We start from the raw sequence: 24050 nt of genomic DNA on the forward strand, positions 1-24050 counted from the left end.
GTGTTTCCATGCAGATCCGTTTCGCCGACAATCGTCCCGCCGGAGATTTCGCGCTTGTCATTCCCGCCGCCGGGCAGGGCGATGACCGGCTCGAAAGCCTGGGAAGCGACCTCGACATGGTAAAGGCCGCGATGCGGCGCCAGCGTTTCGAGGGCAAGGCGAAGAATGTCGCGACGGCATGGCTGGCGGGCGACAATGGCCGCCGCCTGCTGGTCATCGGTGAAGGCGATGGCGATGGCCTGGCCGCCGAAACGCTCGGTGCAACCGTGTCGGCGCAGCTTCTTACCAGCGGCGAGACCCATGCGGTGGTCGATCTCAAGGGCAGCGAATTCGATGCCGAGGCGGCGGCACGCCTCGCGCTCGGCGCGACGCTGCGGGCGTGGCGCTACGACCGTTATCGCACCAAGCTCAAGGACGAACAGAAGGTCACGCTGGTGTCGCTGACCATCGTCGGCGCTCCCGATGGAGCCGAGGCGCGGTGGAAGAATCATTATCAGGAAGTCGCCGCGGGCTGCGCGCTGACGCGCGAACTGGTGACCGAGCCCGCCAACGTCATCTATCCCGAGAGCTTCGTCGAGCGGGTGAAGCAGCATAACGAGGGGACGGGCCTCGAGATCTCGGTGCTCGACGAGAAGGAAATGGAAGAGCTCGGCATGGGCGCGCTGCTTGGCGTGGCGCAGGGTTCGGTGCGCAAGCCGCGCCTGCTCATCATGAAGTGGATGGGCGGCAAGAACGGCGAGAAGCCCACGGTGCTGATCGGCAAGGGCGTGACCTTCGACACGGGCGGCATTTCGCTCAAGCCGCCGCTTGGCATGGAATCGATGAAGTGGGACATGGGCGGCGCCGGTGCGGTTTCGGGCGCGATGCGCGCGATCGCGGGGCGCAAGGCCAAGGCCAATGTCATCGGCATCTGCGGGCTGGTCGAGAATATGCCTGACGGCAATGCCCAGCGTCCCGGCGATGTCGTGACCACGATGAGCGGCCAGACGGTCGAGGTCATCAACACCGACGCCGAGGGCCGCCTCGTGCTGTGCGATGCGATGACCTATGCCCAGAAGGAATTTTCGCCCGAGCGGATGATCGACCTTGCCACCCTGACGGGCGCGATGGTGATCAGCCTCGGCCATGAGCATGCGGGCATCTTCTCCAACGACGACGATCTTGCCGAAGACCTCATCGAGGCAGGCAAGGAAAGCGGCGACAAATTGTGGCGCCAGCCGCTGGGCGAGGCCTATGACCGGCTGATCGACAGCCCGATCGCCGACATGAAGAATGTGGGTCCGCGCGAAGCGGGTTCGATCACTGCCGCGCAATATCTCCAGCGCTTCGTCGAGGACGGTGTGAAATGGGCGCATCTCGACATCGCGGGCATGGCCTGGTCGGACAAGGCCAAGACCACGTTCGACAAGGGCGCGACGGGCTATGGCGTTCGCCTGCTCGACCGCTTCGTCGAAGAAGAACTCGAGGGTTGAGGAAATTGACCCTCATGGTCCCGTACCGGTCGCGATGACGGCATGAGGGTCGATTTCTACCAGTTGGCCGACCAGGGCGCGCGCATCTCGGTGCTCGCCGCGCTGGCGGCCAAGCTGGCCGAGGAGCAGGAACGACTGCTGGTGGTGGCCGAGGACGAGGGCTTGCTTGCCAGCCTCGACCGGCAATTGTGGGAAGCGGGCAAGGCGACGAGCTTTCTCGCCCACGGTCGCGAAGGCGGGCCTGACGACAAGCGCCAGCCCGTCCTTCTGTCGACGCGGACCACGGCGCCCAATCTTGCGCGCAACATCCTGATTGCCGACGGGCAATGGCGCGAGGCGGCGCTCAAATATGACCGCGCATTCTACCTGTTCGGCGAGGAAACGCTCGGCGGTGCGCGCGAGGCGTGGAAGGCGCTGGGGCTGACGAGCGATGCCGAGCGCCATTATTGGGCGCAGGAGGAAGGGCGCTGGGTCGAGAAGGGTTGAGGCTTGCCCATTGCGCGCTGCGCTTGTAGGGGGCGCGGCAATTCCAGCCCCCTAAGGAGTTTCACGACATGGCGGTTACCCGCACCTTTTCGATCATCAAGCCCGATGCCACGCGCCGCAACCTTACCGGTGCGGTCACCAAGAAGCTCGAGGAAGCCGGCCTTCGCGTCGTCGCTTCGAAGCGTATCCACATGACCCGCGAACAGGCCGAGGGCTTCTACGCGGTGCACAAGGATCGCCCCTTTTTCGGTGAACTGGTCGAATTCATGATCAGCGAGCCGGTCGTGGTGCAGGTGCTCGAAGGCGAAGACGCCGTGAAGCGCAACCGCGACATCATGGGCGCGACCAACCCGGCCGAAGCCGAGGAAGGCACGATCCGTAAGGAATATGCCCTGTCGATCGGCGAAAATTCGGTCCACGGCTCGGACAGCGACGAAAACGCCAAGACCGAAATCGCTTTCTTCTTCGATGAAGACGAAATCGTCGGCTAAATCGCTGATCTGCTAGCGAATTGCGAAGGCCGCCGGGGAAACCTGGCGGCCTTTCTTTTTCGCCTCTTCAAAACTGGGCAGCAGCCTTGTGCATTCGGCTCAATCGGGGAGGCGCGCATTCGAGCCAGCTGCGTTCGAGCCACTCGGCGATGTGGCGCCAGTCGGTCGAACTGCCGAGGCGGATCCCGACCCAGCCCGAGGGGCCGAGATATTTGGGCCGAAAGTAGAGGCGGTCATCCTGCTCGATGAGGGCGGCCTGCTCGTCTTCGCCGCAGGCCTTCACCATGAGGGCGGGGCCTTCGCCATAATTGTCGCGGCTGAAATAGGCGAAAAACTTGCCCTTCGCGATACGGAAGCCCGGAGTGCCGTGCGACAGTTTCTCCTCGCTTTCGTCGAGTGCCAGCGCGAGCGAGCGGACCTTGTCGAGCAGCCATTCGGGATCGCTCTTGCGGCCGAGGTAGCGCGACAGGACTTGCGGATAGAGCTGGTGTTCGGCGATCAGCACGCGGTCGGCAAGCGTGTCGGGCGTGTCGCCATGCATGATCGCGACTTCGACCTGGCCGAGGATTTCGCCCGAATCCAGTTCGGGGATAACGAGATGCACGGTCGCGCCGGTCACCGTGTCGCCTGCCTCGATCGCGGCCTTGTGGGTGCCGATGCCCTTATATTTGGGCAGGAGGGAAGGGTGGATGTTGACGATTTGCCCCGTCCATCTGGCGATGAATTGGTCGGGGATGATGCGCATGAAGCCTGCCAGCGCGATCATCTCGACCTCATGGTCGCGGAGCGCCTTGTCGAGGTCATCCCAGAATGCAGCGGACTTGCCGTCGAGCCTTGCCGTGGCGACGCCCTCGGCTTCGGCCAAGTATAGGCCTGGCGCGTCGGGCTTGTTGCCGGTGACGAGCACGGGTTCGTAGGGGCAGTCGTCGGCCCTCGAGGCATAGACGAGCGCGGCCATGTTCGATCCGCGCCCCGAGATGAGGATGGCGAGGCGGGTGCGCCTAGCCGTCATGGCTCGCCGACCAGCCCTCGCCTTCGACCGTGCAACCGCGCTGGCCCTTTTCGATGGTGCCGATGCGCATCGGGCTTTCGCCGTTTTCTTCGAGCGCAGCCATCACGGCGTCGGCTTTTTCGGGAGCGACCAGCGCGACCATGCCGAAGCCGCAATTGAAGGTGCGCACCATCTCGGCATTATCGACATCTCCGCCTTCGCGGAGCATCGCGAAAAGCGGAGGCAGTTCCAGGTCCGACAGGTCGACATCGGCGCGCACGCCGTCGGGAAGGATGCGCGGCAGATTTTCGAGAAGGCCGCCGCCGGTGATATGGGCGAGCGCCTTGATATGGCCTGCCCGGACCAGAGGAAGGACGGACTTCACATAGATGCGCGTGGGTTCGAGAAGGGCCTCGCCCAGCGTCCTGCCGGCATCGTAGGGAAGGGGGTCGGATAGTTTCCAGCCGTTGCGTTCGATGATGCGGCGAACGAGTGAGAAGCCGTTCGAATGCACGCCCGAGCTGGCCAGGCCGATGAGCACATCGCCTGCTTCGGCCTCGGCGCCCACAAGTGCCTTGGCACGATCGACCGCCCCGACGCAGAAGCCCGCGAGATCGTAATCGCCTTCGGAATACATGCCGGGCATTTCGGCGGTTTCGCCGCCGATCAGCGCGCAGCCCGCCTGGCGGCAGCCGTCCGCGATCGAGGCGACGACTTCGGCCGCGACGTCATTGTCGAGCTTTCCGGTGGCATAATAGTCGAGGAAGAAAAGCGGTTCGGCGCCCTGCACGATGAGATCGTTGACGCACATGGCAACGAGGTCGATTCCCACGCCGTCATGGCGGCCTGCCTCGATTGCGAGCTTGAGCTTGGTTCCGACCCCGTCATTGGCAGCGACGAGGAGCGGGTCGTTATAGCCCGCGGCCTTCAGGTCGAAAAAGCCGCCGAAACCGCCCAGTTCGGCATTGGCTCCGGGGCGAGCGGTGGACCTGGCCAAGGGGCCGATGGTCTTGACCAGCGCATTGCCGGCGTCGATCGATACGCCCGCTTCGGCGTAGGTGAGGCCCTTCTTTTCGCTCATGGAGGCCGTGCTAGCCACATCATGCTTGGATTTCCACGCCATTATCGCCAAAAGCAGGCCGATATGTCGATTTTTGCCTCTCTTGCCCGTCCCTGGGCGATGGTTTCGCTGTTCCTGCTGTTGCTTGCCGCGGCGGCGACCGCCCAGATGGAAAGCGGCGATCGGGGTATTTTGCCGATCGACAGCAAGGGGCTTCTCGAAGTTGACGGCATTGAAGTCGATGTCGCGGGGACGAGCGCTCAGGACGCCCGCTTGAATGGTTGGCGGATCGCGCAGCGCGAAGGCTTTGCCAAGCTGTGGGCGCGCAACAGTGGCCAGCCGGTGTCGGCGGCACCGCGCTTGAGCGATTCCACCCTCGACGGGCTGGTGAGCGCGATCGTGGTCGAACGCGAGGAAATCGGGCCCGACCGTTATATCGCGACGCTGGGCGTGCTTTTCGACCGCGCCCGTGCCGCGCAATATGTCGGCATTTCGGGTAACCGGAAGCGTTCGGCGCCGATGCTGCTGGTGCCGCTGACGGTGGTGGCGGGGACCGAATTGGTCGTCGAGCGGCGCAATCCCTGGCAGCGGGCATGGGCCGAGTTCCGCCTGTCCGAAACGCCGGTCGATTATGTGCGCCTTTCGGGACTGGGCGCCGATCCGCTGCTGGTCAACGGATCGAGCCTTCGCCGCGAGAATGTCGATTATTGGAAATCGGTGACCGACCTTTATGGCGCGGCCAACCTGCTCGTTGCCGAAGTGACGCTCGATTATGACTATCCGGGTGGTCCGGTCGATGCGCGTTTCGTCGCGCGCAAGGGGCTCGATCGCGAAATGCTCGGCCAGTTCCGCCTGCGCGCCTCGGGCCCCGACGATATGAAGCGGATGATGGATGAAGGTGCGCGCCGCGTGGATGCCATCTATGCGCGGGCCTATGCGCGGGGCGATCTCGATCCCGATCCGCGCTTCATCATCCGCGAGGCGCCACCGCCTGTCGAGGAAGTGCAATTGTTCGCGGCGATTCCCTACCAGGTTCAGATGGACACGCCCTCGGCGGCGGCGCTGAACAATGGCATCGCGCGTCTGCGCGCCATCACGGGAGTCGAATCGGTCCAGGAATCGAGCCTTGCAATCGGCGGCACGAGCGCAGTGGTCATTACCTATCGCGGCGATCTCAATTCGCTCCGTAGCGCGCTCGCCGCCGCGGGTTGGCAGACCGATTATGCCGGGGGCGTCCTCAGGCTGTCGGGTGCGCCGCAGCCTGCCGCTCCCGCGCCGCCGCCTGCGAACGATCCGGCACCGCCGCCCGCCGCGCCGCCGCGCGACCCGCTTGCCCCGACAGCGGAAGGCCAATGAGCGCGGCCGACCAGATTGCTCTCCCGCTCGACTGGCCGCAGTCGCACGCCGCCGACCGTTTCATACCCTCGGCCGCCAACGAGGCGGTGCTGGAACATCTGGCGCGCTGGACGATGTGGCCCGTCAAGGCGACCGTTATCACCGGCCCGCGCCGATCGGGCCGCTCGCTTCTCGCGCGGACCTATGTCGAGAAGGTCGGAGGACGCCTGTTCGACGATGCCCAGCGCCATGACGAGGAAGCGCTGTTCCATGCCTGGAATGCGGCGCAGGACAGCGGCAAGCCGCTCGTGCTGGTGGCCGACGAGGCACCGCCTGCCTGGGCGGTCGATCTTCCCGATCTGCGCACCCGCCTCGCGGTGACGCCCGTCGCGAGCATCGAGCAGCCCGATGACCGGCTGTTCGAGGCGCTGCTGGCGCTCCATTTCGCTGACCGGGGCCTGCATCTCGGCCCCGAGGCCTGTGCCTTTCTCGCGGCGAGGATCGAGCGCAGCTATTTCGCCGCCGAGCGGGTGGTCGAGGCGATCGACCGTTTCGCCATTGCCGAGCGGGCGCGGCTGACCATTCCCACGATCCGCCGGGCGCTCGAACGGGTCGGATCGGACGGGGAGCGGGGAGCGGCATGAGCAAGAAGGCGATCAAGGCGCTTGGCCCCGATCGCTATTTCAACCGCGAACTGAGCTGGCTCGCTTTCAACCGGAGGGTTCTGGAGGAAGCCAAGAACGAGGCGCAACCGCTACTCGAACGGCTTCGTTTCCTGTCGATATCGGGCTCCAACCTCGATGAATTCTTCATGGTGCGCGTCGCGGGCCTCAAGGGGCAGCAGCTCCAGCATATCGGCGATTTCTCGGTCGATGGGATGACCCCGACCCAGCAGCTCGAGGCGATCAGCGAGGAAACCGACCGGCTCGATGTCGAGCAGCAGCAATGCTGGACCGAACTGCATGACCTCCTGTGCGAAGCCGGCGTGTCGGTGGTGACGCGAAGCGCGCTGCACGAGCATGAGCGCGCCTTTCTGTCCGAACGGTTCGATGCCGAGATCCTGCCCGTGCTCACGCCGCAGGCAATCGACAGTGCGCATCCTTTTCCCTTCGTTCCCAACGGGGGGTTCGGGCTGATCTTCAATCTGCGCGACGAGCGTTCGGGAGAGCGAGTCAACGAACTGCTGATGATCCCGACCACGCTGCCGCGCTTCATCGCCTTGCCGAGCGAGGGTCAGGAACGTCGCTTCATCGCGATCGAATCGGTGATCCGCGAATTTTTCGATCGGCTGTTCCCGGGCTTCCTTCGGGTCGAGGCAGGCGCCTTTCGCTTGCTCCGCGACAGCGATCTCGAGGTCGAGGAAGAGGCCGAGGACCTGGTCCTGACTTTCCGCTCGGCGATCAAGCGGCGACGGCGCGGACGGGTAATCCGCCTCGAACTGGCGAGCGACACGCCGCCCGCGCTGGTCGAGCTGATCTGCGAGGGGGTGGAGGCGCAGGACGCGCTGATTGTCGATACCGGCGGCCTGATCGGCATCGTCGATTTGGTAGGGATCGTCGAGACCGACCGGCCCGACCTCAAGTTCGAGCCGTTCAGCGCGCGCTTTCCCGAGCGCATCCAGGAATATGATGGCGACTGTTTCGCCGCGATCCGCGCCAAGGACATCATCGTCCATCACCCTTACGAGACCTTCGACGTAGTGATTGCCTTCCTCCGGCAGGCGGCGGCCGATCCCGACGTGGTGGCGATCAAGCAGACGCTCTACCGCGCGGGAAAGCAGTCCGAGATCATCGAGGCGCTGGTCGCGGCGGCCGAGGCAGGCAAGTCGGTGACCGCGGTGGTCGAACTGAAAGCGCGGTTCGACGAGGAGCAGAACCTCCTCTGGGCTTCGCGGCTCGAACGGGCCGGCGTGCAGGTCGTCTATGGCTTCGTCGATATGAAGACCCATGCCAAGGTCTCGATGGTAGTGCGCCGCGAGGGCGGAGAAATGGCCACCTACTGCCATTTCGGCACCGGCAATTATCACCCGGTCACTAGCCGCATCTATACCGACCTCAGCTACTTTACCGCGTCGCGCAGCGCCGCGCGCGATGCGGGCAAATTGTTCAACCTCGTCACCGGCTATGTGCCCGCCGACAATCTCGAACTTCTCACGCTCAGTCCGCGCGGGCTTCGCAAGGAAATCATCGCGCTTATCGACCGGGAGATCGAGAATGCCGAGGCGGGCCTGCCCGCCGCGATCTGGGCGAAGATGAATTCGCTGCTCGATCCGGAGGTGATCGACCGGCTCTACCTCGCCAGCATGGCGGGAGTGTCGATCGATCTCATCGTGCGTGGCATCTGCACCTTGCGACCGGGCGTCGAAGGGATGAGCGAGAATATCCGCGTGAAATCGATCGTCGGGCGGTTCCTCGAACATAGCCGCATCTTCGTCTTCGCCAATGGCGAGCGGCTGCCGCATCGGGGGGCGCGGGTTTATATTTCCTCGGCCGACTGGATGCCGCGCAATTTCGACCGGCGAGTCGAATATATGATGCCGCTCGAGAATCCCACGGTGCATGCGCAGGTCCTCGACCAGGTGATGATCGCCAACCTCATCGACAATGAGCAGAGCTGGATGCTCGACGGTGATGGCCAATATCAGCGGCTCGTGCCCGGCAAGCGCCGTTTCAACCTGCACCGCTACTTCATGAACAATCCGTCGCTGTCGGGGCGAGGAGCGGCGCTCGAGGGCAAGAAAGTGCCCAAGCTCAAGCTGATGCAGCGCGGCGGATGAGCGCGGACGTTCCCTTCGGCCCGGTGGGCATCATCGACATCGGGTCCAACTCGGTGCGCCTCGTCGTCTATGGGGGAAGCGAGCGGGTTCCCTCGATCCTGTTCAACGAGAAGGTGATGGCGGGGCTGGGCCGTTCGGTCGGTGCCGACGGGCGGATGGACGAGGAAGCGATGGCGATGGCAATCGAGGCGCTGGGTCGCTTTCGCATCGTCACGCGGCGGATCGGGGTGAAACGACTTCGCACCGTCGCCACCGCGGCCGTCCGCGATGCCGAGAACGGGCCCGAATTCCTCGCGGCGGCGCGCAAGCTGGGACTGAAGCCCAGACTGCTGAGCGGCGAAGAGGAAGCGGTGGGATCCGCTTATGGCGTGATTTCGGCGATCCCCGAAGCGCGCGGCGTGGTCGCCGACCTTGGTGGCGGGAGCCTCGAACTGGCGGTCGTGGGCGGCGGCGTGGTGAGCGAAGCGACGAGCCTGCCGCTCGGCGTGCTACGGGTCGGATCGCCGGCCGACGAGAAAGCCATCGCGGCCGAACTGGGTCGCGCGCTGTCGGGCGGAGCGCTGGCCGAAGCGGCGCGGGGTGAGGGTCTCTATCTCGTGGGCGGGAGTTTCCGTGCGGTCGCGATGCTGGACATGGAGCTGGCGCGGCACCCGCTGCCGATCGTCCATGCCCATGACATCAAGGAAGCCCGGCTTCGCGCGCTGGAGAAACATGTGCGCGCCTATCCCGATGGGGACGGCCAGCATTATGGCCCGATCAGCAGCCAGCGTATTCCCCATCTGCCCGCGGCGATCGCCATTCTCCGCCAGCTCGGCCGCAAGCTGCAGCCCGCGTCGATCACGACCTCGGCCTACGGGCTCCGCGAAGGGCTTCTTTACGGCGATCTTCCGGCGCGGCGGCGCGGGGAAGATCCGCTGCTGGCCGAGGCACTCGAGGTGGGGCGGCGGCTGGGCCGGTTCGGCGACCATGGCGCGCTGCTCGACCAGTGGATCGCGCCGTTGTTCAAGGACGATAGCGTGGATGCCGCCCGGTTGCGGCTGGCGGCGTGCCTGCTGGGCGACATCGCCTGGAATGCGCATCCCGACTTTCGCGCCGAGCGCGCGGTCGATCTGGCGGTGCATGGCAATTGGGTGGGGATCGACGCGCAGGGAAGGGCGCTCCTCGGCCGGGCGCTCTACACGGCCTTTGGTGGCAATGGCGGGTTCGACAAAAGGCTTCGCAAGCTGCTCGCCGAGGGCGACGAGGATCGCGCCGAATGCTGGGGGCGCGCGATCCGCCTTGCCCAGCGCCTGTCTGCCGGGACCGAGGCCTTGCTGAAGCGCACCGCAATCGGGATGGAGGATGACACGCTCGTCCTGACCGTTCCCGAGCGTCGCCGGGCAATGGTGAGCGAGGCGGTGCTCAAACGGCTCGGCCAGCTTGGCGAGGCGATGGGGCGCGAAAGCGCGGTGCGCTACGCCTGATCAGCCGCAGTTGAGGCGGGTGATCCGGTTCTTCTCGTCGAGATGCACGTTGAGGCGGTCGGTGCGATAATCCATCGTGACCATCGCGCCCTTGGGCACCCAGCGAAGCGCGCCCGCGCCTGCCGCCTTCATCATTTCCGCGCCGAGTTCGGCAGTGGCTTCGCGTCCGATATAGGCAGACAGCCCCTCGTCATTGCAGGTGAGGCCGGTGCCGCGTTCGGGAGGCGTGCTTTCCACTGGTTCAGCGGGAACGCAGCCCGCGACTGCGAGGGCGATCAGGGGAAGGGTCAGGCGCATGGTTCACTCTCCGATCCTGCTCATCTTGAGCTTGCCATTCTCGGTGGCGAAGGCGAGTCGTCCCTCGACGAGGTCGACGGCGTCACGCCCGAACTCTTCGTAGCGCCAACCCTTGAGGATATCCAAGTCCTCGCGCACCCCGGCAGCCAGCAGTTCGAGATCCTGCGCACGGGCGATGAGGCGCGCGGCGACGCCCGCTTCCTTGGCGCGGATCTTGAGGAGGAGCTTCAAGAGGTCGCTTACCAGCGCGGCGTCCTTGGTCAGGCCCGGGCGGCGTGGTTTCTTGGCGGGCATTTCCTCTTCGGGGAGAGGCTCGGCGGCATCGAGGACGTCCATCAGACGCGCGCCGATGTCATTGTCCTTCCAGCCTTTCGAAAGGCCGCGGATCTTCACGAGGTCGGCCTGTTTCTTGGGCGGATGGTTGGCGAGTTCGCCGAGCGTGTCGTCCTTCACGATCCGGCCACGCGGGATATTCTTGCTGCGCGCTTCGCGCTCGCGCCAGGCAGCGAGTGCCTTCAAGCGGCCCAGCACCTGCGGGCTGCGGCCCGGCAGCTTCATCCGCTTCCAGGCGTCTTCGGGAGCGAAAGCGAAGCTCGAGGGATCGGCGAGGCGCTCCATCTCCTCGTCGAGCCAGGCGCCGCGTCCGGTCTCGACCAGCTCGTCGAGCAGCTTGGGAAAGAGCGTGGCGAGATGCGTCACGTCGGCAATCGCATAGTCCAGCTGGCGCTTGTCGAGCGGGCGGCGCGACCAGTCGGTGAAGCGCGCGCCCTTGTCGAGCTGGATGCCGAGCGCGGCGGACACGAGATTGGCATAGCCGACCTGTTCGCCATATCCGAGCGCCATCGCCGCGATCTGCGTATCGAACAGGGGTCGCGGCATCTCGTCGGTCATGTTGTGGAAGATTTCGAGATCCTGTCCGCCGGCATGGAAGACCTTGAGGACGTCGCGATTGTCGACGAGAAGGTCGAGCAGCGGGTCGAGATCGATGCCATTGGCGAGCGGATCGATGGCCGCGGCTTCGTCGATGCTGGCGATCTGGATGAGGCAAAGCTCGGGAAAATAGGTGTTTTCCCGCATGAACTCGGTATCGACCGCGACGAAATCATGTTCGGAGAGCCGCGCGCACAGCGCTGCGAGCTCGTCGGATTTGGTAATGAGAGGATGGATTTTCATATAGGCGCGGGGCCTTAGCCTGTTTGCGCGGCTTGACAAAGAGGCTTCATGGGGTGAAGCGCCGCCCGCGCCATTTTTTCACGCACCTCCGGATAGAGAAGAACATGCACGCCTACCGTTCCCATCATTGCGCCGAACTGCGCGCCGCCAATGTCGGCGACACCGTCCGCCTTTCGGGCTGGATCCATCGCAAGCGCGATCATGGGGGCGTCCTGTTCATCGACCTTCGCGATCATCATGGCATGACCCAGATCGTCGCCGACGAGGACAGCCCGGCATTGCCGACCCTCGAGGGACTGCGCGTCGAGAGCGTCGTGACGATCGATGGCGAAGTGAAGGCGCGCGCCGAGGGCACCACCAACGACAAGCTGCCGACCGGCGACATCGAGGTGTTCGCGCGCTCGGTGACGGTCCAGTCGGCGGCTGCCGAACTGCCGATGCCGGTGGCGGGCGAGCAGGAATATCCCGAGGATATCCGCCTCAAATATCGCTATCTCGACCTTCGCCGCGAGCCCATGCACCGCAACATCATGCTGCGCTCGGCGGTGATCGCCTCGATCCGCCGCCGCATGATCGAGCAGGGCTTCACCGAGTTCCAGACGCCGATTCTCACCGCGTCGAGCCCCGAGGGCGCGCGCGATTACCTGGTGCCGAGCCGCGTGCATCCGGGGAAATTCTACGCGCTTCCGCAGGCGCCGCAGATGTTCAAGCAGCTCCTGATGGTCGCGGGCTTCGACAAATATTTTCAGATCGCGCCCTGTTTCCGCGACGAGGATGCGCGCGCCGACCGCAGCCCGGGCGAATTCTACCAGCTCGATTTCGAGATGAGCTTCGTCACGCAGGACGATGTGTTCGCCGCGATCGAGCCGGTGCTGGCTGGCCTGTTCGAGGAGTTCGCCAATGGCCGCTCGGTCACGCCCGCAGGCGAGTTTCCGCGCATTCCCTACAAGGAATCGATGCTCAAATATGGGTCGGACAAGCCCGATCTGCGCAACCCGCTGATCATTTCGGACGTCGGCAGCCATTTCGAGGGCTCGGGCTTCGGCCTCTTTGCCAAGATCGTCGCGGGTGGCGGCGTCGTCCGCGCCATTCCGGCGCCCGGCACTGCCGAGAAGAGCCGCAAATTCTTCGACGAGATGAACGACTGGGCGCGCGGCGAAGGCTATGCGGGCCTCGGCTATGCCACGCGCAAGGGCGGCGAATGGGGTGGCCCGATTGCCAAGAACCATGGCGCCGACAAGATGGACAAGCTTGCCGAGGAACTGGGGCTTGGCCCCGATGACGGCATCTTCTTTGCCGCGGGCAAGGAAGCCGAAGCTGCCAAGCTGGCGGGTGCGGCGCGCACCCGGGTTGGCGAAAAGCTCGAGCTGATCGAGGAAAATGCCTTCAAATTCTGCTGGATCGTCGATTTCCCGATGTTCGAGCGCGACGAGGAAACGGGCAAGATCGATTTCTCGCACAATCCCTTCTCGATGCCGCAGGGCGAGATGGAAGCCCTGGAAACCAAGGATCCGCTCGATATTCTCGCCTGGCAGTATGACATCGTGTGCAACGGCATCGAACTGTCGTCGGGCGCGATCCGGAATCATCGTCCGGATATCATGTACAAGGCCTTCGAGATCGCCGGCTATTCTAAGGAAGAGGTCGATCGCAACTTCCCGGGCATGATCGGCGCCTTCCAGTTCGGTGCGCCGCCGCACGGCGGCTCAGCACCGGGCGTGGACCGGATCGTCATGCTGCTCGCCGACGAGCCCAACATCCGCGAAGTCATCCTCTTCCCGATGAACCAGAAGGCCGAGGATCTCCTGATGAATGCGCCTTCGCCAGTGACGGCCAAGCAGCTCGAGGAACTCAACATCCGGATCGTCGAGCAGCCCGATGCAAAGGCGGTGAAGCCCGCTCCGGCAAGCCTCGTCGAAGGCGAATAGCCCAGTCTGGAATAAACGTCCCTCAGTCGGGGGACGGATAGACGATCTCGGCGACTTCGTAAAAACGTTCGCCCGCAGGCAGGCGCACGCTGCGCTCGTCGCCCACTTTCGCGCCGATGAAGGCGCGGGCCATGGGGGCGGACCAGCCGATGCGGCCTTCTCCGGCTTCGGCTTCGTCGTCGCCGACGATGGTCACGCGCCGTTGCCGGTCGTCTTCGTCCACGAGGGTTATAGTCGCTCCGAAACGAACCTCGTCGCGCTTTTCGGCTTTTGATGGATCGACCACCTTGGCATCCTTCATCACGCGCGAAAGATAGGCGATGCGCCGGTCGATCTCGCGCAACTTCTTGCGCCCGTAGATGTAATCGCCATTCTCGCTGCGGTCGCCATTGCCTGCGGCCCAGCTGATCACCTCGACCAGCTTCGGGCGCTCGACGCCGAAAAGCTCGTCATATTCCTCGCGGATGCGGCGGAACCCCTCGGGCGTGATGTAGCGCGGTCTCTTGCCCCCCGCGGGCATCAGCCGGGCCTTCCGGGTTTGCCGATGTGGCGCGAGACATGAACCGAGCCATAGGCCGGGACATAAGGATTGAGACGGTCGTAGACCGCCGCATTCTCGATCACGCGCTGCACATAGGAGCGGGTTTCCGAGAAGGGAATATTCTCGATCCACATCAGCGTATCGACGCCGTCGCTGCGCGGGTCGCCATATTGGCTCACCCACTGGCGGGCTCGGCCATAGCCTGCATTGTAGCTGGCGAGCGCGAGGGGGACATTGCCGTCCCATTGCCGGAGGCGCATCGCGAAATAATCGCTGCCCAGCCGGACATTATAGGCAGGATCGCGGGTCAGTCGTCCGGCATCCCAGGGAAGGCCGCTGCGCCGTGCCTGGTCGCGCGCGGTGCCGGGCAGCAGCTGCATCATCCCGTAGGCGTTGGCGTGGCTCACCACCGCGCGGTCGAAGGAAGATTCCTGACGCGTGATGCCGTGGGCAAGGCTCCACAATTCACCGCCAGGCGCGCCTTCGGGATGGATGGGGAAGGCTTCTCGATAATAGAAGTCGGTGCCGCTGTTGCGCGCCGAACGGGCAATCCAGACGGCAAGGTCGGGACGGTCGATCTGCGCCGCGAACTGGGTCGCGAGGATGCGTTCGTCCTCGCTCTCGACGGCATTGGCGAGCGCGCGTACGAACTGGGTCTGCTCGCTTCGGCTGTTGGCGAGGCGAGCGGTGGCGGCGGGAAGCATCCAGGACTGGAACTTGGCGCGCGCATTGGGATGGACCTTGGCGACCGGCATGGGCTGGGGCACCGGGATTTCCCGGCCGAGCCGTTCGAGCGCCAGCTGCCCGTAGAACATCTCGGGCGAGCGGGCGGCCTGCGCGAAATAATCATTCGCGGCCTGGCCGTTGTTCGCCACCTGCGAAGCGCGGCCTGCCCAATACATGCCCTTCGAATGAACCTGTAGCGACTGGCCGCCATTGGCGTAGCGGTAGAACATGCTCGCGGCTTCGGCGGGGCGATTGAGGCGGGTCAGCGCAATCTGGCCCGCGAGCCATGCGAGGCTCGTATAATGGTCGCGCACGCCATAGGGCTGCAACGTCATGTCCTCGCCGGGCGGGAAGGCATCGTCGATCTGCCGGGCGATATTGTAGGCGGTGGCATAGTCGCCACGCGCCTCCGCGCCGCGTGCGCCGATCAGCAGCATTTCATACCAGCGTTCGGGATCGGCGGGGCGGTTGGTGAACTGGTGCGGCTGCGCGAGAAGCGATTGCAGTTCGCCGTCATTATTGTTGGTGCGATGATAGCGCGCCCGGTCCATCATCAGGCCGGCATCGCGGCTGACGTAATTGCGCACCGCATTGTAACGATCATTGGCGTCGGCATCGCCGCGCAGAAGCGCGATGCGTGCGCCGTCGATCGCCTGCCGCTCGGGGCTAGCCGAGGAGAGCAGGCGAAGCGCAGCATCGGTCTTGCGGTCGAACAGAAGGGCATCGATGCGCGCGTCATGGTCCTTGCGGGTGAACTGGCTACCGAAGCGTGCCTGGATGAAGCTTTCGTCCATCGGGCCGAGACCGGGATGCGCCCAGGCCTGCCGTGCCGCCGACAAGGCCTCGGCTTCGCGGCCCAGCCGCTGATATGCATAAGCGAGATGCGCCCAGCCGCCGCCCGTCTGGGGCGCGCGCAGGCGGAAGAACTCGACGATCAGCGAAGGATCGTCGCTGGTCGAAAGAGCCTTTTCGGCGCGCAGGCGAATGCTGTCGAAGCCCCGCTCCGAATAGACCGCGGGGAAGTCGGGATAGTCGATGGCGAAACGCGCGGCATCGACGAAACGCGGCGAACGTTCGTCCTTCAATGCGCGCCACCAGGCGATGGCACGATCGATCGACTGGACGCTGGGTGCCTGCGCAGCCTGAACGGTGGCCGCGCCGGTCGCCATGTCAATTGCTGCCTGCGATGCCGCGGAACTCGGGGTGGCAAGGGCTACGACCCCCAGAATCAACACTCTTCTCATACTGGACATTATAGGTAGCCGGTCCTTATCAGTCGCTGAACGCACGCTCAGCCGACGGTTAAATACGCCCGAGGTTCCCAGATTCGAGGAAATTGCATGTTTTTCGGTTCCATTCCGGCCCTGGTGACACCTTTCAGAGACGGTGAAGTCGATGTGAGCGCCTTTCGCGATTTTGTCGATTGGCAAATCGCAGAGGGATCGAACGGGCTCGTTCCGTGCGGAACGACTGGCGAAGTCGCCACCCTTTCGGCCGAGGAACATCGCCTCGTCGTCACGACCTGTGTCGAGGCGGCGGCGGGCCGCGTGCCGGTGATCGCGGGGTGCGGCGGCTACAACACGGCGGCAGTAATCGCGGCGACGAAAATGGCGCATGAAGCCGGAGCCGACGCGGCGCTGTGCGTGGTGCCTTATTATAACAAGCCCAGTCAGGCGGGGCTCATTGCCCATTTCGAGGCAGTGGCCGATGCGTCACCGCTTCCGGTCGTGGTCTATAACGTGCCCTCGCGCACGGTCGCCGATATCTCGGTGGATTCACTTGCCGAGGTGGCGCGTCACGACAAGGTGGTCGCCATCAAGGATGCAAGCGGCAACCTTGCCCGCGTGACTGCCCAGCGGCTCGCTTGCGGCGAGGATTTCTGCCAATTGTCGGGCAATGACGACATGGCGTTGGGTTTCAACGCGATGGGCGGCGTGGGCTGCATCTCGGTGACCGCCAATGTCGCGCCGCGCCTGTGCGCCGATTTCCAGGCAGCGACGCGCGAAGGGCGCTGGGACGATGCACTCAAGCTGCAGGACCGGCTTTATCCGCTGCATGACGCGATGTTCGCCGATGCATCGCCCGGCCCGGCCAAATATGCGCTCGCCAAGGTGCGCGGCGGGATGTCCGAGGAAGTGCGCCTTCCGCTGACGCCTCCGTCCGATGCGGCGCGGCGGGCCATCGACGATGCGCTTCGCCATGCGGGCTTCGGCGGATGAGCAAGGCGTTCAACAAGGTGAAGGTCGTCGCCGACAACCGGCGCGCCCATTATGACTATGCGGTCGAGGAGCGGTTCGAAGCCGGGATCGAACTCAAGGGCACCGAAGTGAAGGCGCTGCGCGTGGGCGAGGGGTCGATCAAGGAAAGCTATGCCACGGTCGAGGACGGGGAAGTTTGGCTCGTCAATGCCTCGATCCCCGAATATAGTCATGGCAACCGGATGAACCATGAGCCGCGCCGCCGCCGCAAGCTGCTGCTCCATGCGCGCGAGATCAACAAGCTGTTCGGCGCGATCAACCGGCAGGGCATGACGCTGGTGCCGCTATCCATCTATTTCAACAGCGACGGACGGGCTAAGGTCGAGCTTGCGCTGGCCCGCGGCAAGAAAGCGCATGACAAGCGCGCCACGATCAAGGAACGCGACTGGAAACGGGAGCAGGGAAGGCTGTTGAGAAAGCATGGCTGAGGACAAGGGCAACCTGTTTCACCGCTTTATCGGTCGCCATGCGCCGAGCCGTGAAGAAATGCTCGCCAGCCGTTTTCTCAAGCCCTTCGGCCCGCGTATCCGCAATTCCGAATATTGGCGCTTCACCCGCCGGTCGGTGCCGCGCGGGGTTCTGGCGGGGATGTTCATCGGGGTGTTCTTGATGATCCCCGGGCTCCAGATTATCGGGGCGACGCTGCTTTCCCTGCCGATGCGCGCCAACATCCCGGTCGCGGCAGCAATGACCTTCCTCTCGAACCCCTTCACTACGCCCTTCTTCCTTGCAGCGGGGCTGCAGGTTGGGAGCCTGTTCGGCTTTCGCGCCGATCTGGCCGCCTTTACCGAATTGACCGAGGCCAATGCTTCCTATCGCGAATGGGCCAGCTGGGCCTTTTCGGATGCGGGGCCCGCGCTCATCGTCGGGCTGTTCGTCATCGCCGTCGTCCTTGCACTCGTCGCCTATGCGGTGTCGCTGGTCGGATGGCGTTTGTGGATCGGCCGCAAATGGAACCAGCGTGTCGCGCGCGACACGGATGAAATGAACTCAGGAGAAAATGTATGACCCGTTTGATGATCGGATTGCTGGCCGGTACGAGCCTCGCCGCCTGCGCGCCGCAGATGGACCGGGAGGTCGAAACCGCATCGAGCGCCAAGACGCCGGTCGAACAGCTTTCCGACGATCCTGCGGGCAAGCCCGAACTGGGCAGCTTCGGCTTCGACATGAGCGGGATGGACACCAGCGTCGATCCGGGGGACGATTTCTATCAATATGCCAACGGCACCTGGGCCGCGAACACGCCCATTCCCGCCGACAAGTCCAACTATGGCATGTTCACGGTGCTCGACGATCTATCGAAGAAGCGTACCCGCGCGATCATCGAGGGTGCCGCCAAGGATCCGTCGAGCAAGATCGGCGCGGCCTATCGCAGCTATATGGACCAGGAAACGATCGAGGCGAGGGGCCTCGAGCCGATGCGCCCGCTGATGGCCGAGATCGATGCCATTTCCACGCTCGACCAATATGCGCGTTTCCTCGGCAAGGCCGACGTGTGGAGCGTGTCGGGTCCATTCGCGCCTTTCATCGGGCAGGATGACAAGCAGCCCGACCGTTATATCACCCGTTTCTGGCAGGCGGGGCTCGGCATGCCCGACCGCGACTATTATCTCGAGGACAATGAGAAGATGGCCGCGCTGCGCGGCGAATATCTGTCCTACATGACCGATATGCTGACGATGGCGGGCCGCGACAATGCCGCCGAGCGGGCGAAGGCCGTGCTCGATTTCGAGACCAAGCTTGCCGAGGCGCATTGGACCCGCGTGAAGAGCCGCGACAGCGATGCGCGCTACAACAAGATGACGGTCGATGCGCTGCAGAAGCTCACCGGCCCCTTCGACATGAAGGCGATGATGCAGGCCGCGGGCTATCCCGTGACCGGCGAAGTACTAGTCGCACAGCCCGATGCCTTCGAGAAGATGGGCCGGATCGTCGCCAAGACCGATCTTGAAGTGCTCAAGGACGACATCCTTCTCGCGGCGCTCGGCGCGGCTTCCTCGGTGCTGCCCAAGGCGTTCGACGAGCGTCATTTTGCTTTCTACGGTACCGCATTGTCGGGCACGCCCGAGCAGGAAGAGCGGTGGAAGCGCGCGGTCGACTTTACCGTCGGCGCGCTCGCTGATGACGTGAGCCAGGTCTATGTCCAGCGGCATTATCCGCCCGCCACCAAGGCGGCGATGGAAGAGCTGGTCGACAATGTCGTCGCGGCGATGGGGCGCCGCATCGACAGCCTCGAATGGATGCAGCCGCAGACCAAGCAGCGGGCGCGCGCCAAGCTTGCCAATTTCACCACCAAGATCGGCTATCCCGACCAATGGCATGATTATAGCTCGCTCACGATCCGCGAGGACGATGCTTTCGGCAATGCGATGCGGGTGGCCGAATGGGGCCATCGCGACAACCTGTCCAAGCTCGGCGGGCCGATCCGCCGCTGGGAATGGGGGATGACCCCGATGACGGTGAATGCCTATGCCAATTTCGGTATGCAGGAAATCGTCTTTCCGGCTTCGATCCTCCAGCCGCCTTTCTTCGATCCCAATGCCGATCCGGCAATCAACTATGGCGGCATCGGCGCGGTGATCGGTCATGAAATCAGCCACCATTTCGACGACCAGGGCGCCAAATATAACGAGCGCGGTGAACTCGAAAGCTGGTGGACCGATGCCGACGTGCAGGCCTTCGAGGCGGCCGGCAAGGAGCTGATCGCGCAATATAATCTCTACGAGATTTTCCCCGGCGAATTCGTCAACGGCGAATATACGCTGGGCGAGAATATCGGCGATCTCGCGGGTCTCACCATTGCTTTCGATGCCTACAAGGCTTCGCTGGGTGGCAAGCAGGCACCGGTGATCGACGGTACGACCGGCGAGCAGCGCTTCTTCCTCGGCTGGGCGCAGGTCTGGCGGCGCAACTATCGCGACGAGAATCTGCGTCAGCGGCTCAAGACCGACAGCCATTCGCCTTCGATCCAGCGGGTCTGGGTGATCCGCAATCTCGACAGCTGGTACGACGCCTACAACGTCACTTCCGACGATGCGATGTATCTGCCGCCCAAGTCGCGCGTGAAGGTCTGGTAAGGAGTGCTCGAACGGCACGCTGCCTTACTTGACCCGGCGCCGCAGGACGGTGCGCCGCGCTGGCTGGTGCCCGTGCTGGTCGCCGCGGCGGCAGCAAGTGGCGGCGTGCTGTTCTATGCGGTCGGCGAACCCCTGTTCGCGGGCCTGTTCCTTGCCGGGATGGCGGCGATGCTGGTCGCTGCCTTCGTCATCGACCGGCGCACTACCGCGCAGCTTCTCCCCGACCCGACCAGCCAGGCGGGCGAGGAGCGGGCAATGTCGGCGGCGGCACTTTCGCTATCCCCCGACGCGGCGGCCATCAGCGACGCCAACGGTCGATTGCTGGTCGCCAACGAAATCTATCGTGAGCGTTTCGCGGGGTCGCCTTCTCCACTCGACCTGGCGACGAGCGAGGGCGGGCGCGACGCGCTCAAGACCGCCTGCCGGATCGCGCTTCGCGACGGGATGGCGTCGGCATCGGGAATCGAGGTCGAGGGCGGGACGCTCAATCTTGATCTCAAGCGGATCGGCAATGATGCCGACCCCGCGATCCTCTGGTCCTTTCCGGGCGCGCCGCAGCCTGACGCGCTGGTCGTCGCCGCGCGGCGCCTTGCCGGGCGCACGGGCGAGAGCCTTGCGTCAGCGGGTGTCCTGGCGGCGCTCGTGGACGACGAAGGGCGGGTCATTGCCGCGAACCGGCCCTTCACCAACCGAGCGCTGTCTTTGAGCGAGGAAGACCGGCCCTATTTCATCGATCTCGTCGAATCGAGCGAGGACGGCCTTTTGCTGCTCAAGGCCGAGGAAGGGCGGGGCGGGCCATTGAAGGGCGTCCACGTCCCGGTCGATCCGGCAAGCGAGGACGGGGCGGGTACGATTTTCCTGTTCGACCATGGGCAGCAGCCGAGCGAGACCACCAGCGAACAGGTGCAGATGCTGCTCGAACTGCTTCCGCTCGGGCTGGCGCTAGTCGATCGCGACGGGCGTTTTCTCACGATGAATTCGGCCTTCCGGACCGCAGGCGGGATCGAGGGAGGCGGCATGCCTGCCTATCCGGGCGACCTGGTGGTCAAGGAGGACAAGGCGGCTGTGGCCGATGCGGTTCGGCGCAATGCGCGCGGGCCCGCCATGTCGGGCGACCTTGCCGTGCGGCTCGCCATCGCGCCCAAGGAGCCAGTTGCGCTCACCATCGCGGGGCTACGAGGGCTGGGCGATGCGGCGGTGCTCCTTCTCCTCAAGGACAATAGCGAGGAAGCCAAGCTCAAGCGGCAGATCGCGCAGGCGACCAAGATGCAGGCGGTCGGCCAGCTGGCGGGTGGCGTGGCGCACGATTTCAACAATATCCTGACCGCGATCCTCGGCCATTGCGATCTCATGCTGATGCGTCACACACCGGGCGACAGCGACTATGACGATATCCAGCAGATCAAGTCCAATGCGAACCGCGCGGCCAATCTGACGCGCCAGTTGCTCGCCTTTTCGCGCCAGCAAACCTTGCGGCCCCAGGTGCTGCAACTGCCCGACACGGTCAGCGAGGTTTCGCACCTTCTCAAGCGGCTGCTCGGCGAGACGGTCGAACTGCAGGTCAAGCATGGCCGAGATCTGGGACCCGTGCGCGCCGATCCGGGGCAGCTCGAGCAGGTGATCGTCAATCTGGCGGTCAATGCGCGCGACGCGATGGCAGAAAAGGGCGGCGGCACGCTCACCATCCGGACTTTCTCGGTGCGGGCCGAAGATGTCGCCGACATCGGCAGCGAGATCCTGCCGGTGGCCGACTATTCGGCGCTGTCGATCAGCGATACCGGCAGCGGTATTCCGCCCGCCATCCTCGGCAAGATCTTCGAGCCTTTCTTCACCACCAAGGAAATCGGCAAGGGCACGGGGCTCGGGCTTTCGACCGTCTATGGCATCGTCAAGCAGTCGGGCGGCTATATCTTTGCCGACAGCAAGGTGGGCGAGGGGACGAGCTTCGTTATCTATCTGCCGGTCCATGTCGTCGAAGAGCAGGACGCCAGGACTCCCGCGCAGGTGAAGGCGCCCGACCCCGAAAGCGAATTGTGGGGATCGGGCACCGTCCTGCTCGTCGAGGACGAACCGATGGTGCGCACCGTCGCCGAACGCGCTTTGACCCGCCACGGCTACGAAGTGCTGACCGCTACCAATGGCGAGGAAGCACTGGAAATTCTCGCGCGGGGCGAGGAGATCGACCTTCTCGTGTCGGACGTGGTGATGCCGCTGATGGACGGCCCGACCATGGGCCGCGAAGCGCGCAAGGACCGGCCCGACCTGCCGATCCTGTTCATGTCGGGCTATGCCGAGGAGCAGCTTCGCAAGTCGATCGACATCGTGAATGTGTCCTTTCTGCCCAAGCCGTTTTCGGTCCAGGAACTGGCCGAGGCGGTCCGCAAGGTCCTTACCGATAAATAGCTGAAAAATAGGCTTGAGGCGGGATGCGGCTGGCCCTAGGTTGCCGGCCATGGGGCAGAAGCGTCGCATCCTGATCGTCGAAGACGAACCGCTCATCGCGATGATGCTCGAGGATTTCCTCGAGTCGATCGGTCATGAGGTTCACGGCGTGTGCGAAACCTTGCAGGAAGCGCATGACGCAATCGATGGCGGCGGGTTCGATCTTGCGATCCTCGACGTCAATCTGAAGGGCGAGAATGTCTGGCCGGCAGCATTCCGCCTGCAGGAAATGGCGCGTCCCTTCATCCTGGCGACCGGGGGCCATGTCGATCCGCCGCCGCCCGAATTCGCCAAAACGCCAGTCCTGGCAAAGCCTTATACCGTCGACCGGGTGCGCCCGCTCGTCGAAGCCGCCTTCGCCGAATAGAGCCTGTTTGTTCCCCACTTGTTCTTTGAGAACAAATGCGGTACGAACCCTGATGACCGGGCATGATCCCCTTGCCCGTTGACGAAAGGGAACAGGACATGGCAGCCCAGTTGAAAGTCGTAAAATCCGATGGAGATAAAGTGAGCACCGACCGTCAAAAAGCGCTCGACGCAGCCCTGGCCCAGATCGACCGCGCCTTCGGCAAGGGGTCTGCCATGAAACTGGGCAGCCGCGAGAAGATCGAAATCGAGACCATTTCGACGGGCAGCCTGGGGCTCGACATCGCGCTGGGCGTCGGGGGCCTGCCGCGCGGCCGTATCGTCGAGATCTACGGGCCGGAAAGCTCGGGCAAGACAACGCTTGCTCTCCATGCCATCGCGGAAGCGCAGAAGGCGGGGGGCACCGCCGCCTTCGTCGATGCCGAACATGCCCTCGACCCAGTCTATGCCAAGAAGCTCGGCGTCGACATCGATGAACTGATCGTCTCGCAGCCCGACACGGGCGAGCAGGCGCTCGAGATCACCGATACGCTGGTGCGATCCAATGCCATTGACGTTCTGGTCGTCGACTCGGTCGCGGCGCTGGTGCCGCGCGCGGAAATCGAAGGCGAGATGGGCGACAGCCATGTCGGCCTGCAGGCCCGCCTGATGAGCCAGGCGCTGCGCAAGCTCACGGGTTCGATCAACCGTTCGAAGACGACCGTCATCTTCATCAACCAGGTGCGCATGAAAATCGGCGTGATGTACGGCAATCCGGAGACCACGACGGGCGGGAACGCGCTCAAATTCTATGCGTCGGTGCGCCTCGACATCCGCCGCACCGGCCAGATCAAGGACCGCGACGAGATCGTCGGCAACTCGACCCGAGTGAAGGTCGTGAAGAACAAGGTCGCTCCGCCGTTCAAGCAGGTCGAATTCGACATCATGTACGGCCAGGGCGTCTCGAAGATGGGCGAGATCCTCGACCTCGGGGTCAAGGCCGGCCTGGTCGAGAAGTCGGGCAGCTGGTTCAGCTATGATTCGACGCGGATCGGGCAGGGGCGCGAGAACGCCAAGACCTTCCTCAAGGAAAATCCCGAAGTCGCGGAAGAGCTGGAGAACAGGATTCGTGGCAAAACCGAAGAGGTCGAGGAAGCCATGATGACCGGCCCCGATCCCGACTGATCCT

The 24050-nt window shown here is 64.2% G+C and carries 21 protein-coding genes; 15 read left to right on the forward strand and 6 right to left on the reverse strand.

The window, feature by feature from the left end; genetic code table 11:
• The first annotated feature begins 8 nt into the window (after positions 1-8).
• The 3 genes from FHS50_RS03255 to ndk all read left to right on the forward strand — a co-directional run bounded on the left by FHS50_RS03255 (position 9) and on the right by ndk (position 2449).
• Positions 9-1472, forward strand: a complete 1464-nt coding sequence (locus FHS50_RS03255; protein ID WP_183932941.1) for a leucyl aminopeptidase — start codon at positions 9-11, stop codon at positions 1470-1472.
• 42 nt (positions 1473-1514) lie between these two features.
• Complete coding sequence (locus FHS50_RS03260; RefSeq protein ID WP_183932942.1) at positions 1515-1958, forward strand: DNA polymerase III subunit chi; 444 nt, start codon at positions 1515-1517, stop codon at positions 1956-1958.
• Between the two features lie 68 nt (positions 1959-2026).
• Positions 2027-2449: a nucleoside-diphosphate kinase gene (gene ndk / locus FHS50_RS03265; RefSeq protein ID WP_183932943.1), complete on the forward strand. Its 423-nt coding sequence runs from the start codon at positions 2027-2029 to the stop codon at positions 2447-2449.
• Positions 2450-2516: 67 nt separating this feature from the next.
• Here ndk and purN read toward each other — a convergent pair whose 3' ends face one another.
• Both purN and purM read right to left on the reverse strand, forming a co-directional pair.
• Positions 2517-3461, reverse strand: a complete 945-nt coding sequence (gene purN / locus FHS50_RS03270; protein WP_183932944.1) for a phosphoribosylglycinamide formyltransferase — start codon at positions 3459-3461, stop codon at positions 2517-2519.
• Entirely contained in the window at positions 3451-4521 is a 1071-nt protein-coding gene (gene purM / locus FHS50_RS03275; protein ID WP_183932945.1) for a phosphoribosylformylglycinamidine cyclo-ligase, read from the reverse strand. The genes purN and purM overlap by 11 nt, the downstream gene beginning before the upstream one ends.
• Before the next feature lie 63 nt (positions 4522-4584).
• On the opposite strand from purM, the gene FHS50_RS03280 reads away from it, so the two are divergent.
• From FHS50_RS03280 to FHS50_RS03295, 4 genes are read left to right on the forward strand one after another with little or no spacing between them, the layout of a single operon-like run.
• Positions 4585-5856, forward strand: a complete 1272-nt coding sequence (locus FHS50_RS03280) for a heavy-metal-associated domain-containing protein (RefSeq protein ID WP_221184827.1) — start codon at positions 4585-4587, stop codon at positions 5854-5856.
• The gene (locus FHS50_RS03285) at positions 5853-6479 is read left to right on the forward strand and encodes an HdaA/DnaA family protein (protein WP_183932947.1); all 627 of its coding nucleotides are present in this window, start codon (positions 5853-5855) and stop codon (positions 6477-6479) included. The genes FHS50_RS03280 and FHS50_RS03285 overlap by 4 nt, the downstream gene beginning before the upstream one ends.
• Positions 6476-8611, forward strand: a complete 2136-nt coding sequence (locus FHS50_RS03290; RefSeq protein WP_183932948.1) for an RNA degradosome polyphosphate kinase — start codon at positions 6476-6478, stop codon at positions 8609-8611. Before FHS50_RS03285 ends, FHS50_RS03290 begins: the two co-directional genes overlap by 4 nt.
• Positions 8608-10074 (forward strand): Ppx/GppA family phosphatase, encoded by a 1467-nt coding sequence (locus FHS50_RS03295; protein WP_183932949.1) that lies wholly within the window; start codon positions 8608-8610, stop codon positions 10072-10074. The genes FHS50_RS03290 and FHS50_RS03295 overlap by 4 nt, the downstream gene beginning before the upstream one ends.
• On the opposite strand, the gene FHS50_RS03300 is transcribed toward FHS50_RS03295, so the two are convergent.
• A complete protein-coding gene (locus FHS50_RS03300; protein ID WP_183932950.1) occupies positions 10075-10371 on the reverse strand; it encodes an I78 family peptidase inhibitor in 297 nt (98 codons plus the stop codon).
• Positions 10372-10374: 3 nt separating this feature from the next.
• Positions 10375-11544 carry a ribonuclease D gene (gene rnd / locus FHS50_RS03305; RefSeq protein ID WP_183932951.1) on the reverse strand — a complete coding sequence of 390 codons (1170 nt, stop codon included), beginning with the start codon at positions 11542-11544 and terminating at the stop codon, positions 10375-10377.
• Between the two features lie 104 nt (positions 11545-11648).
• On the opposite strand from rnd, the gene aspS reads away from it, so the two are divergent.
• Positions 11649-13472, forward strand: coding sequence for an aspartate--tRNA ligase (gene aspS / locus FHS50_RS03310; protein WP_183932952.1), 1824 nt, complete (start codon positions 11649-11651; stop codon positions 13470-13472).
• A gap of 22 nt (positions 13473-13494) precedes the next feature.
• Here the strand turns inward: aspS and greB are convergent, their stop codons facing one another.
• The gene (greB, locus tag FHS50_RS03315; protein WP_183932953.1) at positions 13495-13992 is read right to left on the reverse strand and encodes a transcription elongation factor GreB; all 498 of its coding nucleotides are present in this window, start codon (positions 13990-13992) and stop codon (positions 13495-13497) included.
• Positions 13992-15908 carry a lytic transglycosylase domain-containing protein gene (locus tag FHS50_RS03320; RefSeq protein WP_183932954.1) on the reverse strand — a complete coding sequence of 639 codons (1917 nt, stop codon included), beginning with the start codon at positions 15906-15908 and terminating at the stop codon, positions 13992-13994. The genes greB and FHS50_RS03320 overlap by 1 nt, the downstream gene beginning before the upstream one ends.
• Before the next feature lie 171 nt (positions 15909-16079).
• On the opposite strand from FHS50_RS03320, the gene dapA reads away from it, so the two are divergent.
• The 7 genes from dapA (at position 16080) to recA (ending at position 24046) form a co-directional block, all read left to right on the forward strand.
• Positions 16080-16958 (forward strand): 4-hydroxy-tetrahydrodipicolinate synthase, encoded by an 879-nt coding sequence (gene dapA / locus FHS50_RS03325; RefSeq protein WP_183932955.1) that lies wholly within the window; start codon positions 16080-16082, stop codon positions 16956-16958.
• Positions 16955-17425, forward strand: coding sequence for an SsrA-binding protein SmpB (smpB, locus tag FHS50_RS03330; RefSeq protein WP_183932956.1), 471 nt, complete (start codon positions 16955-16957; stop codon positions 17423-17425). Before dapA ends, smpB begins: the two co-directional genes overlap by 4 nt.
• The gene (locus tag FHS50_RS03335; protein ID WP_183932957.1) at positions 17418-18005 is read left to right on the forward strand and encodes a DUF2062 domain-containing protein; all 588 of its coding nucleotides are present in this window, start codon (positions 17418-17420) and stop codon (positions 18003-18005) included. Before smpB ends, FHS50_RS03335 begins: the two co-directional genes overlap by 8 nt.
• Positions 18002-20074, forward strand: a complete 2073-nt coding sequence (locus FHS50_RS03340) for a M13 family metallopeptidase (protein WP_183932958.1) — start codon at positions 18002-18004, stop codon at positions 20072-20074. Before FHS50_RS03335 ends, FHS50_RS03340 begins: the two co-directional genes overlap by 4 nt.
• A 3-nt stretch (positions 20075-20077) precedes the next feature.
• Positions 20078-22477: a hybrid sensor histidine kinase/response regulator gene (locus FHS50_RS03345; RefSeq protein ID WP_183932959.1), complete on the forward strand. Its 2400-nt coding sequence runs from the start codon at positions 20078-20080 to the stop codon at positions 22475-22477.
• A gap of 49 nt (positions 22478-22526) precedes the next feature.
• Complete coding sequence (locus tag FHS50_RS03350; protein ID WP_183932960.1) at positions 22527-22883, forward strand: response regulator; 357 nt, start codon at positions 22527-22529, stop codon at positions 22881-22883.
• A 98-nt stretch (positions 22884-22981) separates the two neighbouring features.
• Positions 22982-24046: a recombinase RecA gene (recA, locus tag FHS50_RS03355; RefSeq protein WP_183932961.1), complete on the forward strand. Its 1065-nt coding sequence runs from the start codon at positions 22982-22984 to the stop codon at positions 24044-24046.
• Positions 24047-24050: the final 4 nt, after the last annotated feature.

The organism is Sphingomicrobium lutaoense, assembly GCF_014195685.1.
Taxonomy (GTDB): domain Bacteria; phylum Pseudomonadota; class Alphaproteobacteria; order Sphingomonadales; family Sphingomonadaceae; genus Sphingomicrobium; species Sphingomicrobium lutaoense.